An 18,731-nucleotide genomic window follows, 5' to 3' on the forward strand; every position below is an offset into this window, starting at 1 on the left:
TGACAAAGCGCTCATTTTCAATTTAATATTCCGGCTGCAGGCCATCTGTACCGCCGTTGTTAGCTAATAAGTAAGCTGGCAGCGGCGGTTTTTTTTGTACAGTATAAAGAAGGGGAATTCCCTGGCAGGCAGTTCTGCTTGAATTGCCAGATTTTAAGGGGTTGCAATACAAAGAGGGGAATTCCCTTGCAGGCATGCTTACTTAAATTGCTAAATAATTTAGTAATTTTGGCAAAAGCGATTGTCATGCAGGAAAGAGTACACGAAAAACTATCCATACTAGCCGACGCTGCTAAATACGATGTAAGTTGTGCCAGTAGCGGCAGTGACCGGAAGAACACGAATAAAGGACTAGGCAATGCTCATCCCGGGATGGGCATTTGTCATTCTTATACCCCTGATGGGCGATGCATCTCCCTCTTAAAGATCCTCCTCACCAATCATTGTATTTACGATTGTGCATATTGTGTCTCCCGCAAAAGCAACGATATCAAAAGAGCCGCCTTTACTGTTCAGGAGGTCGTGGACCTTACTATTAATTTCTACCGCAGGAACTATATAGAAGGGCTTTTCCTTAGCTCGGGCATTTTCAAAGACCCGGATTATACCATGGAACGCCTGGTAAGAATTGCTAAAGACCTGAGAACCATTCATAAATTCAATGGCTATATCCACCTCAAAGCAATCCCGGGTGCCAGCGATGAGCTGATGCGGGAAGCCGGTATGTATGCAGACCGCCTGAGTGTGAACCTCGAACTGCCCACCGAAGAAGGACTAAAATTATTAGCACCCGAAAAGAAACGGGCGGACATGATCCAGCCCATGAACTACCTGAAGAATGAGATCATCCGCCTGGATGATGAACGGAAGGTGCTGAAAAAGGTGCCCATATTTGTACCGGCGGGGCAGAGTACCCAGGTGATTGTCGGCGCCGGTAAAGAAACCGATAAGGACATCGTACACCTGGCCTCCCGTTTTTACCAGCAGTTCAGGCTGAAGCGGGTCTATTATTCCGGTTATGTACCCATTAGTAACGATGTCCGCTTACCAGGCCTGGGTCACCAGGTACCCATGCTCCGGGAAAACCGGCTTTACCAGGCTGACTGGTTAATGCGTTTTTACGGTTTCAATGCACAGGAGCTCCTGGATGATGCCCACCCTCATTTAGATACCGAAGTGGATCCGAAACTATCCTGGGCATTACGGAACCTTCACTTTTTCCCGGTGGACATTAATATTGCGGACAAAATGCTGATCGCAAGGGTGCCGGGTATTGGCATGAATAGCGTGAACAAGATCATCTCGGCAAGGACATTCAATGCCTTAGGGTGGGATCAGCTACAGCAAATGGGGGTTCAATTAAACCGTGCTAAGTACTTCATTACCTGTAAGAAAGGTGCGATGGAGAAGAAGGATTTTACCGCCGAACAAATCAGGAGACAGATCCTTCACCAGTCTCACAGCAAGTACACAAAACTACATAGTTCCCAGTTAAGTTTGTTCTAAATATGGAAATTTACCTATATGATGGGTCTTTTGAAGGCTTCCTGACAGCCGTGTTCGAAACTTATAAAAAAGGAGGGCTGATCAGGAAGGAAAATGCCTTCGTTCCGGACATGTTTGCGACTACAATTAGGGTCGAAACCGACCTCCTGAAGGCTGATAGGGTATGGGCCGGCCTAAGCAAAAAACTATCAGCGGATGCCTTGCACCAATATTTCTCAGCTTTTCTCTCCGAATTAGAGAATATTGAAGATCAATTGTTAAACTACACCCGGCATGTATTTGAAAATCAGGTTTCTGTAGAGCGTGATTTTGGGAATCCTTTTGTGCTCTTTGTTGCCCAGACGGCTCGCAAGGTACATCGGGAGAAGCATCGGATGGAAGCCTTTGTGCGGTTTCAACTGACAAAAGATGGTATTTATTTCAGCCTCGTTTCGCCGGACTATAACGTCCTTCCTTTGATCATCCGGCACTTTAAAGACAGGTACGCGGATCAGCGCTGGATGATTTATGACCAAGCCAGGAACTATGGAATTTATTATGATCTGGAGACAGTGGAGGTGATCTGGATGGAGATGGATAAACACGAAGGCATATGGGTAGAACATGAGGCAGATTACCAGGCTCTGTGGCAGACCTATTATAAAGGGGCAAATATCGCCAGCCGGGTGAACAGGAAATTACAGTTACAGCATATGCCTAAAAGATATTGGAAGTACCTGCCTGAACTGCGGTAATTACAATTACAGCACATGCCTGAAAGGTATTAGAGTTACTTACCTGAACTGAGGTGATTGCATTTACAGCACTTGACCCAAAGTTATTGGAAATACTTACCCGAACTGAGACAATTACAATTATTAGAAGTACTTACCAGTACTAAAGTAACTCTAATTTCACCCTATGCCCCAAAGTTATCAGCACTCCCTGCCTGATCTAATCAATCAAATAAACTTAACTGCCTATTCTTTGGCGGCGCTGGCGCCTGCTCCTTCCCAAATACCGTCCTCCCGCCATGCCTCCAGGAATCCTTCCGTTCTCGCTCCACCACCTCATCAAACCGCTCATTCGGTGTAAAATCCTTCTCCACCTGCTGTGACAACACCGACAATTTCCGGATCGCCTCTTGCTTGTCGTTCTGCCCGATCTTTGCCTTATTCACCGCCTCCCGCATCACACTGATGGTCTCATCATACACATTCACCGGTACCGGGAACGGATGCCCATCCTTCCCGCCATGTGCAAAAGAAAACCTCGCCGGGTCGGTAAACCGCGAAGCCGTGCCATGAATCACCTCACTCACCAGTGTCAGTGATTGCAAAGTTCTCGGACCCACACCTTCCATTAATAACAAGGTCTCAAAATCCAGCACCTGCCTTTCATGCGCCACTGCCAGTACCGCCCCTAATCTCTTCAGATCCACGTTCTCTGCCCGCACATCATGATGCGATGGCATGGTGATCTTCCTGATCTCTGGAAGCAGTTCCGAAGGAGCCACCTTCACGAGTTCCAGTAAACCGTTTTTCGTCGGCATGGCGTCTTTATCCGTCAGGTTCAAAATCAGGCCCTGGTTCTTACCATATATAAAGGAGTGAGGCGTCTCGGTAAAGTTCCGTACGGTTGCTGAGTGCCAGTGATAGCGCCGCGCCATCCCATTGCCATCGTTCATGCCCTGTTGCACCACCGCCCAGTCACCTTCATTAGAGACAATAAAGGAGTGGAGGTATAATTGATACCCATCCTGCAGGGCGGTATTATCCACTTTCGCCGCCAGTTTGCTGTTTCTTACCAATTCCTGCCCGGGCAATCCTGTTTTCTCCGCAATGGCCAGCAGTTCCTGCGGGGTTTGCCGGGAATGCTTCCCCTTGCCCCCACAGATATAAATGCCCAGTTCATGTGCCCTGGGATTCAATGCTTTTTTCAAAGCACCCATCACGGAAGTGGTGATGCCTGAAGAATGCCAGTCCATTCCCAGCACACAACCCAATGCCTGGAACCAGCAGGGATCACTCAGTCTTCTCAATACCTCCGCCTTCCCATAATCTGCAATAATGGTTTCAATGATCGCTCCGCCCAGCAGGCTCATTCGGGCTGCCAGCCAGGGAGGTACTGAACCATAATGTAAAGGAAGATCTGCATACGCTCTTGACATAGTCTACAATGGATTTGTTTGCATTTCGAATTGACAAATGTCGGGATTATTCCGGAGGTAATGGTCCATTTCTTTCAGGTCTTTCGGGTGCCCCTTGACCTCATATCGGTTTTCGATGAGGTTGTGATGGCGGGAAATGGTCATGTGTTTATGCTCAAGCTGGTATTTTTTGAATAGCTCATGGAAATCTACGCCTGCCGACTTCGACATATCATAAGATATACAGATCACCTTTTTCTGCCTCATCCCCGAAATCTTCCTTTCTACCAGCTTCAAACCCTGCAAGATCATCAGCACCAAAATGAGGGCTATTGCCACCAGCACGTAGTGACTCATCCCCACCGCTATCCCCAATGCCGCAGTGATCCATATCGTGGCGGCGGTGGTAATGCCATCAATACTATAGGCCCCCTTAAAAATAACCCCGGCCCCAATAAAACCCACGCCCGTCAGGATATTGGAAGCGATACGATCCGGACTGCCCGGCATCCCGATTTCTACGGAAAGTATGGTGAACAGCGTACTCCCCACACAGATCAGGGTGAGTGTACGCATGCCCGCCGCCTTGTGGTGGAATTCCCGTTCCATTCCCAGGAGGGCACCTGTCAGGCAGGAAACTACTACTTTGAGTATTGTAGAAGGTTCAATCATTTGGTATAATGTGTTATCCATAAGCTATCCTATTTTTTTTAAGTGCGCGTTGGCACAATTATTTCGAATTATAATCATACTAGACATTATTTGTTCATCCTGACAATTTAGTTAATCATGAAAATGCAAAAAAAAGACCTGGGGACACAAGCAATCAATGTTCGTCTTGCATTATGTAAAGTTTGTATAACCGCCTGTTTTGCGATAGCTCTCAGCCTTTTCCTGTTTGCATGTGGAAGCAGTAAAGATTCCAGTGCTACTGATAGTACTTCAGCTGCTATGCACACAGATACCCCGGCTACTACAGCGCCCATAGACACGGCGGCTGCGCCTGGCGATACAACCATGCATCCGGATAGTACCCACATGCATTAAGCTGTGCGTTTACGCTACTAATTGGGGAAAATAATTCCTCAGAACACATTGATTCTCTTATATTATAAAAATAATTTTATGAAAAAGAGTCACCTTATATATACCATTTTAATTGTAGGGGGCGCTTTTATCGCTTCTTGTGGAAATGGTTCTAATACAAACAAAGATTCTACTACAACGACAGTAGATACCTCGACCACCGGTATTAACCCGGATACGGTTCCGGCGGCAGATGTGCCGGCAGGCGCACCGAATCCCGCAGAAGATTCTTCCCGCTATGGCACCGGTACACAGGATAGCTCCAAAAACAGAAGGCCTCAATAAATGATAAATGACGGATAGACCTCCGTCATTTATTTTTTTTGTACAGGCCATAATTGACGATACATACAAGTGAATTTGGTTAATAGGCGCTTTGCTCAGGCAAAGCGCCTTCGCATTTTTGAATGTATTCCTACTTTCGCCCTGAAAATCAACTTTTTGGAAATTATACTCCATCTTTGTACAATATTTCCAATTCCACCCCGTCATAATCTATATCAGCTCCCTGTAAATTAAAATTGACTTGTAATTAATTCTATGAAACAACACCAGGACAACGGCCATGCATCCAATGCATCTGCATCCATATCAACAGCATCAACAGCATCAACTGCTACAACGGAACCAACAGGAACACCCGCATCAAAAGCCACTAAAGCCTCTTTTAAAAAGACCTTCCGCTTATACAAATACATCCGGCCCTACTGGCCCATGTTCAGCGTAGGCATGCTATTATTATTCATCACCAGCTTATCGAACCTCGCATTTCCGCGCTTGTTGGGCGACTTAGTTGACAAAGGCGGCGCCCACACGAAAAGTATTACCGACATTAACCACATCGGACTGCTGCTCGTCGGCTTACTATTAATCCAGGGCATCTTAGGCTATTTCAGGATCAACATCTTTGTACGCGTTACCGAACGCACACTGGCCTCTCTGCGCCAGCAGGTTTACAATCACCTGATCCGCCTGCCCATGAGCTTCTTCCTGAACCGCCGGGTGGGCGAACTGGGGAGCCGCATCTCCTCAGACATCTCCCTGCTGCAGGAGACCTTCACAACTACCCTGGCAGAATTCATCCGCCAGGTGATTATTATTGTAGGAGGGGTCGCCTTATTGATCCATACCTCCCCACAACTAACCGTCATGATGTTAGGCACCCTGCCGGTGATCGTGATCCTCGCCTGGTTGTTCGGTCGCGTAGTACGGAAATATTCCAGGCAGGCCCAAAGCCAGGTGGCCGAAGCGAACACCATTGTGGAAGAAACCCTGCAAGGCATTCTGAATGTTAAAGCATTCGCCAACGAATTTTTTGAAATGCGGAGATACCAGCATAAAACCTCCGAAGTCGCAAAAACCGGTATCAAGACCGGTACCTACCGTGGTGCCTTTGCGGCCTTCATGATCCTGGGCGTATTTGGAGCGATCGTCGCAGTGATCTGGAGAGGAGCAGTTTTAATTGCCATGGGGGAATTACAACCCGGCCTGCTGATATCATTCGTATTGTATTCTACATTTATCGGTGCCTCCGTGGCAGGTCTCGCAGAAGTATATGCTACGATTCAAAAGACCCTTGGTGCCACCGAACACCTGCTGGAAATTCTCGATGAACCCGCAGAACTCATCACAGATAGCGCCCTCGTTTCTCCGGAAGACCACCTGAGTGGCGAAATCTCCTTCAACCACCTTGCTTTCAGCTATCCATCCCGGGAAGACCTGAATGTACTCCAGGATATCAGCTTCGATATCGAAGCCGATCAGCAGGTAGCATTGGTAGGCCCAAGTGGGGCAGGGAAGAGCACCATCGTCTCCTTATTATTAAGATTGTACGATCCCGCCGGCGGCAGCATCTCTTTCAATGGCCGGGATGCGGCAGACTTTCCATTGTCAGCCCTGAGAAGCCAGATGGCCATCGTACCACAAGACGTTTTCCTCTTTGGCGGTACGATCCGGGAAAACATTGCCTATGGTAAACCCGCCGCGACGACCGACGAAATTATTGCGGCAGCTAAAAAGGCAAATGCCTGGGAGTTTATACAACGATTCCCCGAAGGACTGGATACAGTAGTAGGAGAGAGAGGAATCCAATTATCCGGTGGTCAGCGGCAACGTATTGCAATAGCCCGTGCCGTACTGAAAGATCCAAGGATCCTGATCCTGGACGAAGCCACCAGTGCACTGGATTCAGAATCAGAAAAACTGGTGCAGGATGCGCTGGAGAAACTGATGGAAGGACGGACCTCTATTGTAATCGCCCACAGGTTAAGTACCGTGCGCCAGGCCGATAAGATAATTGTATTGGATAAAGGCCGTATCGTGGAGCAGGGTACGCACCAGGAATTATTGACGGTAGATGGAGGATTGTATAAAAGTTTAAGTGAAATGCAGTTCACGCATTAATATAAAAAGCCGGCATGTGTAGTGCCGGCTTTTTACATTATTATTAATGAAGTCTTTCGCTCCGTTACAAATCCGGACTTCCACTTACAAATCCGACCTCCCTCTTACAAATACGGTTTCATCTCCTCCTCAATATTCATCCTCAATGCCATCAGCTTCTTCGCATAGGCCTCCATCTCCAGCGCCGCCGGCGTTTCCGGATGCCACTTCGGTACCGGCACTGTCTTTCCATGATCATCCACCGCGGCAAACACCATTACACAGTGCGTGGTCTTCACCCGATCCCGTTGCCTGGGATTGCCCGCCGATACATTGATGGCAATATGCATGCTGGTATTCCCGGTATAAATTACCGTTGCATTGATCTCTACCATATCTCCAATCTGGATAGGGCGGATAAAACGGATGCCCCCAACATATACTGTTACACAACATTGCCCGCTCCAGTTTGCCGCACATGCATATCCTGCCTGGTCAATCCATTTCATTACGGCTCCACCGTGAACCTTTCCTCCGAAATTAACATCCGATGGCTCTGCGAGGAAACGCAGTGTCACTGTGTTACTAATAGTTTCTATCATGTTGCGCGATTTGAATAGCACAAGATAGTCAAATAAAGAATTCTCCAAAAGAGTAAGTCCAATAAGAGCCCCAACCCCCATTTTCAATAAAAAAGTAGCGCCTTTCAATAAAAACATTCATGAAGGAGGGAATTCACCAATGGGAATGGACCCCATTTTCAATAAAAACATTCATGAAAGAGGGAATTCACCAATGGTAATGAAACCCATTTTCAATAAAAGAAGCAGCGCCTCCAATAATCCGGAGGCGCCGCCAACTACAAACAAATTGATCACCGACGCTTGCCTGTCAGCAATCAGAAACTATTATTTTCCAGGTGTCTTACCTGACTTTAAAGAATTCTTATTAAACTCCCTGGTATCTCTAAACAGACCATCCTTAATCCCCACTTACCCTACATCTCCACCTCTTCCCAAACTAGAAACCCCCACTTACCCTACATCCCTCACCTCTTCCCAATCCTAGAAATCCCCATTGCCTCCCTGCTCTTCACCCCCTTTCTTCCCTTCCTTCTTCTTCCCCGCATCTATCTTCCCAAACCGCCAGCTCACATTAATCCTTGCTTCCCTCGTCGCTCTCTTCCTATAATACTCCTGGTCTGAAAACTCCGTATGCGTATAAGACAAACTCCTGTCCGTATTGAAAATATCATTCACACCCATTGACACCACCAGCGATCTATCCTTCAACAACTCCTTCCTCACTGCCGCATCCACCGTATATTTCCCCGCTCTCTCTCCCTGCGCCATAATCTGCTTAGACTCATAAATACCCGTCACCTGCAAGGTCGTTCTATACGGCAATTTGTAATTCGTATTGATCTTTCCAAAGAATATAAACCCTGAATTCGTCAGTTGATTCGCCAGGTTAGAAGCATTGATCTTCGTTTGCGCCATATTCATATTCGTGGTCACATCCCAGTTAGTGGTCAGCTGATTCCGCACCGTAATCTCCGCTCCGTATGAATTACGCGTATCCGCATTCACCGGGTAAGACAGCACCACTTTCTGCGCTGTACCATTCACCATAATCGTCGTGTCTGTTGAATAATCAGTGATCGCATTCTGCGTATTCCTGTAATACATTGACACCATCACATTGTGCTTTCTGTTGAAATCTTTCAGGTAACTAAACTCAAATGAATTGGTAAACTCCGGCTTCAATGTCGGGTTACCACGACTTGCACTCTGCGCTGTATAATTCAGATTCGGCAACAGGTCGCGGAACCAGGGACGACGCACACGACGCGTGTAATTCAGCTGCAGTTCATGATCCCCCTTGAACTTTTGAGACAGGAATACACTGGGAAACAAACTAATAGGGTAGCTGATTTTATAGTTACTTTTGGCCGTACTCGTCATATCTCCGCTGTAAAAGGACTGCTCACCCCTCATACCACCCATGTAACCAAAATTACCTAACTGGCCTGAGTAACTGATATACCCCGCATTGATCGTTTCACGATAATGATAATTATTAGAAAGGGAACTATCCAATACATAATCTCCGCTGGCATTGTTGAGGCCCATGGTCGTCTGCGTATTATTAAAGATGCGGCTGGTGCTACGCAAACCTGCTTCTACCTTTGACGTCTCAGACAGTGGATTTACATAATCAATCTGTCCGGTCATGTAAGTAGTATTGCCACCGCCATATGAATAGCGCTTAGCCGGTGCCGTTGGGGTATCGATTGCAACATGCCCCAAAGTATAATACTGCAAAGAATAATCACTCCCATCATCACTCGTGGCGTAGTTGTAATTGAAATCAGCCGTCAGCTCATGCCCCTGTTTTGCAAAGGTGTGCTTGTAGCCCAGCTGACCCGCATAATTACGGAAATTGTGATTGGAATTATCCATACCTGAACCATACCGCACCTGCTCTTTCCCAGTATTCAGGTTGTACAGCGTCAGGTTATTATCATCTCTGAAATCTCCCGCATTGATGCTACCGGCAATCGTGAAGGTATTGCGGTTGTCCATAAACCAATCGAACCCGATCCTGCCATATTGAAAACGACGGCTCTGCTCACCTTGCTCATACTGATCCAGGTAGGTGGTTGTATCCGTGCCGATGTTTTTGCGGAACAGGTGTTCCTTCGCAGAACCTTTGCGGCTACGGATATTATAACTCAGGGAGAGATTGTACTTCTCACGGCGGATGCTGAAGTCGAAACCGCCATTTGCACCACCCAAAGTAGACGCACCGGCATTCACCTGCCCGTTGATCCCCGCTTTCCTGTTTTTCTTCAATACAATATTTAATATACCACTCACACCTTCCGCATCATATTTTGCAGATGGGTTAGTGATCACTTCAATATTTGCAATCGCATCTGCAGGAATCTGATCCATGGTCAGGGTCGTAGGACGGCCATCCACGAAAATGGTAGGTGCTCCATTACGAACAGTCACATTACCGTCAATGTCTACACTAACAGCAGGCACCTGTTTCAATACATCGGTAGCAGTACCACCTACGCTTGAAATGTTTTTATCCACATTGAACACGCGCTTATCAATAGCCATGGTATAAGCAGGCTTTTCGCCTACGACCTCAACAGCGGCTAATACTTTCGCATTTGTGCCGAGCTTGATATTACCAACATCTATAATGTTATTTTTTGAAGAAAGTACAATTGCTTTATAAACGGTAGTGAAGCCAATGAAATTTACTTTTACGAAATACTTTCCCAATGCAATCTGCGGAAAACTGAAATCACCATTTGGTTTCGACAGCATACCGGTGACTACGCTGGAATCCACAGCACGAATGATAGCCACTGAGGCATACTCTATGGGAGCATTGGTTTGCTCATCAATTAATTTTCCCTGAATTGACCCTTGTTCAGGGGATTTTGGGTTGGTTTGTTGAGCATAAGAAAAAGTCAGAAATGACAGCGTCATTCCCAAACATAAGGAGACAAATTTGTGCATGATCCAAAAAACTTTTCTAATGTTAGCCTGTAACAGGAGCTAAAAATAAACGATTTATAAAAAGTTTCCTGCGATAATGGATGAATGGCGAACATGATTGATGTATCTTTACAGCCGGACCGTTATATTTTCAGATAGCAAATTTTATGTCTAACGCCTACCAGCCAGATTGGGATTTATACACTTGTCACATAGATGACCACCCGGCCATTATAGGGCTAGACCTCGACCTACGGCGATTCGCACCGCTGAACAGTAAACCGCATGCTATTTATGTGTCTGTATATTTGAATACTCCCCGGGCCGATGGATTCCCGCAGGGAGATGAGTTTCAAGTGTTGGGTGAAATTGAGGACAGCCTGGTCAAAGGATTGGAAACACATCTGAACGCACACTTTGTGGGCCGGACGATTTCCAATGGTGTAAGAGATTTTTACTTTTATACCGGTGACACAACTTTATATGATAAACACATCGCCGATGTGATGATTGCCTTCCCGGAATATCAATATGATTTCGGATTAAAGGATGATCGGACATGGGAATTGTATTTCGATTTCCTGCTACCAGATAAGGTAGAGATTCAGCGGATACAGAACAGGAAGGTGCTACGCACCCTGAAACAACATGGGGATATTGAGGAAAAAGCCAGACACATTGATCACTGGATTTATTTCGCAACTGAGGAACACAGGGAGCTTTACTGGCAAAAGATCAGTAAAGAAGGATTTGTGGTGCAGCAGCGGAGTTTAAGTGGAAATGCGGAACGGCCTTACAGCCTGCATGTATCCCGGCATGATCGAACAGATGAAGCCAGTATTAATGCCGTTGTGCTCATGCTGTTTGAGCTCGCACAGGCCATTAATGCGGATTATAATGGATGGGAAACAGTCGTGGTGAATAGGTAACCGTTTTTTGGAACAAGTTCTTAAATCCCGGTTAATTTTTCAGCCCTTTGCCATTCGAATTGTCCTTTTGGGGATCAAATCGCTTATGTCTATGGCATAAGCGATTTTTTCGCGCATGCAGGTTCGTGTTTTTTCTTTAGATTACAATCATAAGACTACAACTGTTGTATGCTCTTTGCTAATAAGTGCATAGAACCTTAAATACGAGTGGGAAATCGTTTCAATATATTGTTATACTTTTTGGTTTGCTATTGCCTGACTATGCTGCTATGCCCGCGGCATGCATCTGGTAGCACCATCACGGTTAAGCCTACTTTGCGGGATACTGTTCCCGCTTACCTCTTCAAACCCAAGCCCTTAGGCAATAGATATTCAGATACAGTGCCCGTGCGCCGGCATAAATATAAAGGCCCGGATACCATTTCCGCAAAGCTGTACAAGCCCATTGCAGATACCATCTCCGTTCCTTTATTCAGACCCAAATCACCTTCCAGGAGCTGGTTTCACCGGGTAGGCGAGTACAGGGATTCCCTGCGCCGCAAAGAATACCGCGATTCCCTGATCCGTAGTATCACCAAGCAAAATGTACCGGAACCCCCGGCGACAGATAGCAGTATAATTAAGAGTGAAAAGTATTTCATCCCTTATAAAGGAAGGGTGATCAGGGATATCTATTACAGGAAAGTAAACGTATTCGGTCCGCAGAACATACGGGATACCTCGTTTACGACCACCATGAAACTCATTCAACTGGCCAACCGCCTTCACTATAATACAGAAGAATGGGTGATCCGCCAGGCCCTGTTCTTTAAGTCGGGCGATACCCTGAACCCCTATGAGATGTCGGACAATGAGCGTTACCTGCGTAGCCGGCCCTACATGCAGGATGCCCGCTTATACATTATTAATGCCGGTGCTTCCCCGGATTCACTGGATCTGCTGGTGGTAACCAAAGACGTGTACGAATACGGTTTCGATATCGGGGAAGCCAGCACCTCGGCAGTGAGAACTACGATCTATAATAACAACCTCTTTGGCGCAGGACAGGAACTACGCGTAGGCGCTTATTGGAAAAACAGCTATAATCCCCCCTGGGGCTCGGAAGTGAAATATACCAAGTACAATGCCCTTGGTACATTCGCGGATGTATCCCTGGGTTATACAACGCTGAACAATTACTATCCCCTGGACACGGGCGTGTTTGAAGGTTCGTATTACGTGAATATCAACAGACCTCTGTATAATTCTTCGGCCGATTGGGCCGGAGGGCTTGCCTACCGGAATAGTTTCAGCATCAATGCCCAGGAGCGGCCTGATACCGTATACCGGGATTACAGGTATGAGTTGCTGGAGATTTGGGGTGGTTACAATCTGATCAAACAAGATAAACGTAACTTAAACAACCAGCGGCCTAACCTGGCCCTGTTGCTGGGCCATTCCAACCAGATCTTTATCAGGCGGCCCTGGCAGAGTATCTATAAGCTGGACCCGGTGTATAATAATCACCGGTACTACCTGGCACAGGCCATTGCTTTCCGGAATGAGTTCTTTAAAGCCACCAATTTCTTTGGTTTTGGCCGAACGGAGGATATTCCCCTGGGCTATACTGCCAGTCTTACCGGCGGTTGGGAAACCTGGAAAGGGCGGACACGTGGTTATGCAGGGTTTGAGGCGCAGAAGTTCTGGGCTACGAAACTGAAAGGGATCTTTAATGCACAAATAGGAGTCAGTACGTTTTTCCAGAATGGCAGGTCGGAAGATGCGGTGATCCATGCAAAGGTGGAATATTATAGCCGGTCCTTTAAGTTCGCAGGAGGGAAACTGAGGGAGTTCACTTATTTTGATTATCTGGGCAACCTGAATCCGTATTTTTATAAACCCCTGCAGATAAATATGGAGCATGGGATCTATGGGTATAAGAATGTGCCGCTGGCAGGTTTTCAGCGAATGAATATCCGGTCGGAAACGGTTTTTTATAGTCCGTGGCGGGTGCTGGGTTTTAAGTTTAACTGGTATGCCACCCTGCAGGCTTCGCAGATCACCCTCGAGAGTAATAATTTGTTTAAGAACCCGATCTATGGAGGGGTGGGCCTGGGTTGCAGGATTAAGAATGAAAACCTGCCGATCAATACCCTGCTGATAGATGCGAATTATTTTCCGAATGCGCCGTATCCGGAGAACCGGATCTATTTTGAGATTACCACTACCGTGGATTTCAGGTTTGATATCTTTACGCTGAAGATGCCGAATTTTTTGAATTTCAGGTGATTATATAAATTATAATGTTATTTATTTCTTCATTTTAAACTTAGCATTAACCCGACCGCTACGATCACGGCCACAATATTCCACAATTCCCTGCCTAATGCAATTTTTAATATGGGCTGAAAAAGCAATGCCAATGCACTACCGGAGAATACTGATGTCTTAAAGCAAGTTCTATATCTCTATTTGCCAAATGTCTTTTGATAGTTCGAATAACAAATTCTGTCTGTCAATTATGGTTTCTTTGTTCCAAAATTTGTAGGATTTAAGTTTTTGATTTAACCTCGTAACTGATGAATTTATACCAATTACATCTAATCCTGCTATTGATTTTGAAATATAAAACGGGGACTTTGAATATTCAATAATTTTTTTTGAAAAAAAGTCATTGCCAACAACAATATTCATCGTTTTTTCAAGTAATGTTAAATTACCCAATCTCACCTTCAAATCATTGTAATCTTCACCAATTTCATTACGAAGGCTTTCTGTGGGGTTCAAAGGTAAAATATGTTCAATCTCAACTCCTTTTGTAATATAATTATCTAAAACTTGTGGCTCATATGAACCTCTTCTTTCTTGGTCTAAATATTGCGCGATTTTGGCTAAAATGTATTTAATTCTGTATTGTTGTAAGTTGTTTTGACGGGCTTCCATAAAGTATAATCTGTATTCATTTTCCTTTGATATAATTACAGGTTGAATATTTTCTTTGACGAAATCATTCAGTTCAGTTCTGTTTTTTATTCTTAAAACAATTTTAGCCCATTTTGAAAAATTCCTTTCAAACTCTTTTGTAGGCTCTTTTGTTATGAAATAGTAAAAAACTAAGGTTTCTATCTGCTTGGCAAAATGATTAAATAAATCTTGTGAGAGATTTCTGCCAGCCAAGAGTAAAATCAGATGTTGTTTAAATGCTCCCCCTCCAAGTTTGGAAATATTGTCTAAATAGACATTTTTGCTCCCATCTTTGTTTTGTCCTTTAAAGAACCTTATATAACAGGTTGCATTTTCTAAAAGAAGTTCGACAAACTCAAAAGGCTCTTTTTCATAGTTGCATTGAGCGACATTTTCGGGCCTAATAAACCATTTATAGATTTCTTCTTCTCGGATAATTTCTTCCCCACGTTGATTATTTACTTTATAATTGGATATTATGAAATAGCGAAGGAAGCGCAAAGGCTTTTCGTTCTCCTTTTCCAGTAGTTTAATGAGCGTTTTCCATTTTTCCTTTAATTCGTTAAAATTATTTCTATCAACTTGTCTGAATAAGAGGTTTTTCAGGAGATCCATAGGGTTTAAACCAACTCCTCTTTCATTGATTGTTTCAAATATTTTTAGGGCATCATTTATTTCCGGCGTTTCAATTTGGATGAACTTTAGCCTTCTGAAAATGTAAACAAAAAACTTCTTAAGTTTTATAGGGTCTTCATCTTCCTTAAATCTATTTTTAAGAAATGAGATTACATTTTCATATGCATTATAAAGCCTTTCGGCAGAACCGATTAGGTTTTCAGGCCGTTCTGAATTATTTGCAATTTTTGAAAGAATGTTTGAACTATCCTTATATTGTAATTCGAGTTTATAACAGTCAACACTATCTCCTAATGAATTGACCGTTTTATCTTTAATCATTCTTTCTATCGTGTCGGTGTCAATTTCTCGTTCTTTGTAAAGTTTCTTAAAAGCACAAATTATTAGGAAAATAGAGGTTGTTCTTTGTTGTCCGTCGATCAATTCATAAAATCCGTCAATATTTTTAAAAACGACAGTACTTCCTATGAAATATTCCTTATTAGGATTAAAATCAAATTCTTCGTAAATATCATCTAAAAGTTGATTGATTTGCACTTCAGTCCAAACGTATTCTCTTTGATAATCGGGAACAACATAGAAATTTTTAAAACAATTTTCCACATCCAAATAATTAAATTGTATTTGGATATTACTTATGTTATTATTCATTCGTGAACTTTATTTAGATACATTGAGGTTTGCCTACTTCCTGGAAAAGCTAAAATACAAAAAAAGACAATGCGGAAAACTATCTTGGTTCTCTCAAATTACCTAAACTTTCACACAAACCCTCTAACAGAAAACTCTCACTCAAGAATAGGCTAGCAAACCTACGACCTGCCCAATAAAGGCTTGTGTTCTTTTCTTTAACGTTATCGGGATGTTTGACAATTTCTTTTTACCCGATCATTGCAGGCTCCGTTTGAAGAAACAGGAGAACTGTTTTACCTGTTTTATCCCAGGGATCTCGCTTCTGCGTACTTAATTTTAATAATCACCAGCTTCGAAGTCGGCGTATTACTCTTATCGGCCACACTATCCAGGGGCACCAGTGCATTTGCTTCCGGGAAATAAGTCGCCGTGCATCTCTCCGGAATATCATAAATCACCACCAGGAAATTCCTCACCACCCGCTCAACGCCACCAAACTCATTGTACAAGTCTACCAAATCTCCACCTTTCAGCCCTTGCTTCGCCGCATCTGCTTCGTTCATCAATATTACCCGCCGCTCCTGGTAAATTCCCCTATACCGGTCATCCAGCCCATAAATGGTCGTATTGAACTGGTCATGACTACGAATCGTCATCATCATGAGTTCATCGTCTGCCAGTTCAAACCTGGTAACAGGGGCTACATTGAAGTTCGCCTTGCTGGTCTTTGTATTATACTTCCCCTCGCGGGCACCATTGGGTAAATAAAACCCACCCGGATGCCGTACCCGCTGGTTGTAATTATCAAATCCCGGGATCACCCTTTCCAGGTCATCACGAATATAATCATAGTGCTTTTCGTATTTATCCCAGTCCACCACGGTCCGATCTTTTAAAGTCGCTTTTGCCAGCTGGCACACGATCAATGGTTCACTTAGCAATTGCTCAGAAACCGGTGGCAGGTTCCCTTTTGACATCTGCACCACGCCCATAGAATTTTCGCAGGTCACGAACTGGCGTTCCCCGTTTACAATGTCCTGATCACTACGGCCGAGCGTCGGTAAAATCAGGGCTTCCCGGCCATGCACCAGGTGACTTCTGTTCAGTTTAGTAGAGACATGCACTGTCAGCTTACAATTGCGCAATGCATTGGCCGTCAGTACCGTATCCGGGGTGGCAGAAAGGAAATTGCCGCCCATGGCAAAGAACACCTTGCCCTCCCCATCCCGCATAGCGCGGATAGCGGATACCACATCCCAGCCGTATTCCCGGGGAGGGTTGAAACCATAGACTTCCTGGATTTTGTCCAGCAAAGCTTTGGACGGTCTTTCAAAAATACCGACTGTACGATCACCCTGTACATTGCTATGTCCGCGAACGGGGCAGGTGCCGGCACCGGGTTTGCCAATACTGCCTTTCAGCAGGAGGAGGTTCACGATCTCCCGGATGGTATCAACGGCATTTTTGTGCTGGGTAAGGCCCATGGCCCAGCAGGCAATGATCTTCTTTTTATGTACCAAAGCCTGCACAGCAGCCTGGATCTGTTCGAGGGGCACACCGCAGTCGCTGACTAACTGATCTAAGTTCTGTTCCTGTAAATGACGGATGTAGGCCTCATACCCGCTGGTGTTGTTTTGGATAAATGCCGGGTCGAATACAGTGCCAGGGGCTTTTTCTTCTGCTTGCAGGAGTAGGAGATTGATGGCTTTGATCAGGGCCATATCTCCATTTATTTTTACCTGGAGGTAGAGGTCTGTGAGATGGCTGCCCACATGCAGCATACCTTTTACGGTTTGGGGGTTCATGAAGTTCAGGAGCCCGGTTTCCTTCAAAGGATTGGCGGAGATGATGGTCACGCCTTTGGCCTTTGCTTTTTGCAGGGCGGTGAGCATGCGGGGGTGATTGGTACCCGGATTTTGCCCGAGGATGAAGATCACGTCTGCTTCGTAAAGATCATCGAGAGTGACGGAGCCTTTGCCGATGCCGACAGATTCACTCAGGGCGACGCCGCTGGATTCGTGGCACATGTTGGAGCAATCGGGCAGGTTGTTCGTGCCGAATTCTCGGACGAATAACTGGTATAGGAAAGCCGCTTCATTGCTGGTACGGCCGGAGGTGTAAAAGATGGCCTCATTGGGAGAGGAGAGGGCATTGAGGTGGGCACCGATTTTTTCGAAGGCTTTGGCCCAGGTAATGGGGCTATAGTGGGTGGCGCCTTCGGCAAGGTACATGGGTTGTGCCACCCGGCCTTTTTTGCCGATTTCGTAGTCGGTAAGCCCGGCCAGGTCAGCCACGCTGTTTTGCGCAAAGAAGGTGGCGTCGAGGCGTTTGGTGGTGGCTTCTTCGGCGACTGCTTTTGCGCCGTTTTCGCAGTATTCGGCAATGCCGGAACGTTCATCGTCGGGGTCTGGCCATGCGCAGCCGGGGCAGTCAAAACCGTTTTTTTGGTTCAGTTTATTGAGGGCTTTGAGGCCTCTGATGGCATCCATTTCCGCGAGAATGTGCTGTGCGGCGTGGAATACCCCCGGGAGGCCGGCAGCGGCAGTTTTGGGTTTGCCAAGGCGGAAGTGTCCTGTGAGTGTTGCTGGATTTTCTGCGTTGGGTTGTTTCATTGCGCGATGTTTTCTTGTGCTTGATGGATGGTGTCAGGACACCATCTGAAAATTTTAATCTTAAAAATTCAATCCTTTCTTCTTTATGATAATTACTCTTTGCACTTGATCTCTCTCTTCTTCATGATAATTACTCTTTACACTTGATCTCTTTCTCCTTCATGATAATTACTCTTTACACTTGATCTCTCTCTTTCATGATAATTATTCTTTACACTTGATCTCTCTCTTTCATGATAATTATTCTTTACACTTGATCTCTTTCTTCTTCATGGTAACCACTCTTTACACTTGATCTCTTTGTTCTTCATAATAATCACTCTTTATACTTGATCTCTCTTCTTCATGATAATCCCTT

General features: G+C 45.2%; 14 protein-coding genes. 7 read left to right on the forward strand and 7 right to left on the reverse strand.

Annotated elements, in window-relative coordinates:
* The first annotated feature begins 228 nt into the window (after positions 1-228).
* Together U0033_RS03080 and U0033_RS03085 are read left to right on the forward strand one after the other, a co-directional pair.
* Positions 229-1,506 (forward strand): putative DNA modification/repair radical SAM protein, encoded by a 1,278-nt coding sequence (locus U0033_RS03080; protein ID WP_245801723.1) that lies wholly within the window; start codon positions 229-231, stop codon positions 1,504-1,506.
* A 2-nt stretch (positions 1,507-1,508) separates the two neighbouring features.
* Positions 1,509-2,240 carry a TIGR03915 family putative DNA repair protein gene (locus U0033_RS03085; protein WP_072357692.1) on the forward strand — a complete coding sequence of 244 codons (732 nt, stop codon included), beginning with the start codon at positions 1,509-1,511 and terminating at the stop codon, positions 2,238-2,240.
* 203 nt (positions 2,241-2,443) lie between these two features.
* Here the strand turns inward: U0033_RS03085 and U0033_RS03090 are convergent, their stop codons facing one another.
* Together U0033_RS03090 and U0033_RS03095 are read right to left on the reverse strand one after the other, a co-directional pair.
* Positions 2,444-3,655, reverse strand: a complete 1,212-nt coding sequence (locus U0033_RS03090) for a DUF763 domain-containing protein (protein ID WP_072357690.1) — start codon at positions 3,653-3,655, stop codon at positions 2,444-2,446.
* Positions 3,656-3,658: 3 nt separating this feature from the next.
* Positions 3,659-4,327: an MgtC/SapB family protein gene (locus U0033_RS03095; RefSeq protein ID WP_083571381.1), complete on the reverse strand. Its 669-nt coding sequence runs from the start codon at positions 4,325-4,327 to the stop codon at positions 3,659-3,661.
* Between the two features lie 96 nt (positions 4,328-4,423).
* Here U0033_RS03095 and U0033_RS03100 point away from each other — a divergent pair, with 96 nt between their 5' ends.
* From U0033_RS03100 to U0033_RS03110, 3 genes are all read left to right on the forward strand, one after another.
* Positions 4,424-4,681: a hypothetical protein gene (locus tag U0033_RS03100; RefSeq protein WP_072357688.1), complete on the forward strand. Its 258-nt coding sequence runs from the start codon at positions 4,424-4,426 to the stop codon at positions 4,679-4,681.
* 78 nt (positions 4,682-4,759) lie between these two features.
* A complete protein-coding gene (locus U0033_RS03105) occupies positions 4,760-5,005 on the forward strand; it encodes a hypothetical protein (protein WP_072357686.1) in 246 nt (81 codons plus the stop codon).
* Between the two features lie 255 nt (positions 5,006-5,260).
* Positions 5,261-7,123, forward strand: coding sequence for an ABC transporter ATP-binding protein (locus U0033_RS03110; protein WP_083571380.1), 1,863 nt, complete (start codon positions 5,261-5,263; stop codon positions 7,121-7,123).
* Between the two features lie 104 nt (positions 7,124-7,227).
* On the opposite strand, the gene U0033_RS03115 is transcribed toward U0033_RS03110, so the two are convergent.
* Together U0033_RS03115 and U0033_RS03120 are read right to left on the reverse strand one after the other, a co-directional pair.
* On the reverse strand, positions 7,228-7,704 hold the full coding sequence (locus U0033_RS03115) for an acyl-CoA thioesterase (protein ID WP_072357684.1): 477 nt from the start codon (positions 7,702-7,704) through the stop codon (positions 7,228-7,230).
* A 462-nt stretch (positions 7,705-8,166) separates the two neighbouring features.
* On the reverse strand, positions 8,167-10,611 hold the full coding sequence (locus tag U0033_RS03120; protein WP_072357682.1) for a TonB-dependent receptor domain-containing protein: 2,445 nt from the start codon (positions 10,609-10,611) through the stop codon (positions 8,167-8,169).
* 176 nt (positions 10,612-10,787) lie between these two features.
* Here U0033_RS03120 and U0033_RS03125 point away from each other — a divergent pair, with 176 nt between their 5' ends.
* Entirely contained in the window at positions 10,788-11,549 is a 762-nt protein-coding gene (locus tag U0033_RS03125; RefSeq protein WP_072357680.1) for a DUF695 domain-containing protein, read from the forward strand.
* A gap of 261 nt (positions 11,550-11,810) precedes the next feature.
* Entirely contained in the window at positions 11,811-13,817 is a 2,007-nt protein-coding gene (locus tag U0033_RS03130; protein WP_072357678.1) for a BamA/TamA family outer membrane protein, read from the forward strand.
* A gap of 29 nt (positions 13,818-13,846) precedes the next feature.
* Here the strand turns inward: U0033_RS03130 and U0033_RS33215 are convergent, their stop codons facing one another.
* From U0033_RS33215 to U0033_RS03140, 3 genes are all read right to left on the reverse strand, one after another.
* Complete coding sequence (locus U0033_RS33215; protein WP_407654237.1) at positions 13,847-13,951, reverse strand: DUF6804 family protein; 105 nt, start codon at positions 13,949-13,951, stop codon at positions 13,847-13,849.
* A gap of 37 nt (positions 13,952-13,988) precedes the next feature.
* Positions 13,989-15,779, reverse strand: a complete 1,791-nt coding sequence (locus U0033_RS03135; protein ID WP_072357677.1) for a DUF262 domain-containing protein — start codon at positions 15,777-15,779, stop codon at positions 13,989-13,991.
* A 284-nt stretch (positions 15,780-16,063) separates the two neighbouring features.
* Complete coding sequence (locus U0033_RS03140; protein ID WP_072357676.1) at positions 16,064-18,373, reverse strand: FdhF/YdeP family oxidoreductase; 2,310 nt, start codon at positions 18,371-18,373, stop codon at positions 16,064-16,066.
* Between the last annotated feature and the right edge of the window lie 358 nt (positions 18,374-18,731).

Origin of the sequence: Chitinophaga sancti, from assembly GCF_034424315.1 — a bacterium.
GTDB classification, from domain to species: Bacteria; Bacteroidota; Bacteroidia; order Chitinophagales; family Chitinophagaceae; genus Chitinophaga; species Chitinophaga sancti.

Coding starts and splice junctions, on each gene's coding strand:
- U0033_RS03100 (WP_072357688.1), top strand. CDS start 4,424: ATGAAAATGCAAAAAAAAGACCTGGGGACACAAGCAATCAATGTTCGT.
- U0033_RS03085 (WP_072357692.1), top strand. CDS start 1,509: ATGGAAATTTACCTATATGATGGGTCTTTTGAAGGCTTCCTGACAGCC.
- U0033_RS03090 (WP_072357690.1), bottom strand. CDS start 3,655: ATGTCAAGAGCGTATGCAGATCTTCCTTTACATTATGGTTCAGTACCT.
- U0033_RS03135 (WP_072357677.1), bottom strand. CDS start 15,779: ATGAATAATAACATAAGTAATATCCAAATACAATTTAATTATTTGGAT.
- U0033_RS03130 (WP_072357678.1), top strand. CDS start 11,811: ATGCTGCTATGCCCGCGGCATGCATCTGGTAGCACCATCACGGTTAAG.
- U0033_RS03120 (WP_072357682.1), bottom strand. CDS start 10,611: ATGACGCTGTCATTTCTGACTTTTTCTTATGCTCAACAAACCAACCCA.
- U0033_RS03140 (WP_072357676.1), bottom strand. CDS start 18,373: ATGAAACAACCCAACGCAGAAAATCCAGCAACACTCACAGGACACTTC.
- U0033_RS03115 (WP_072357684.1), bottom strand. CDS start 7,704: ATGATAGAAACTATTAGTAACACAGTGACACTGCGTTTCCTCGCAGAG.
- U0033_RS03105 (WP_072357686.1), top strand. CDS start 4,760: ATGAAAAAGAGTCACCTTATATATACCATTTTAATTGTAGGGGGCGCT.
- U0033_RS03110 (WP_083571380.1), top strand. CDS start 5,261: ATGAAACAACACCAGGACAACGGCCATGCATCCAATGCATCTGCATCC.
- U0033_RS03125 (WP_072357680.1), top strand. CDS start 10,788: ATGTCTAACGCCTACCAGCCAGATTGGGATTTATACACTTGTCACATA.
- U0033_RS03095 (WP_083571381.1), bottom strand. CDS start 4,327: ATGGATAACACATTATACCAAATGATTGAACCTTCTACAATACTCAAA.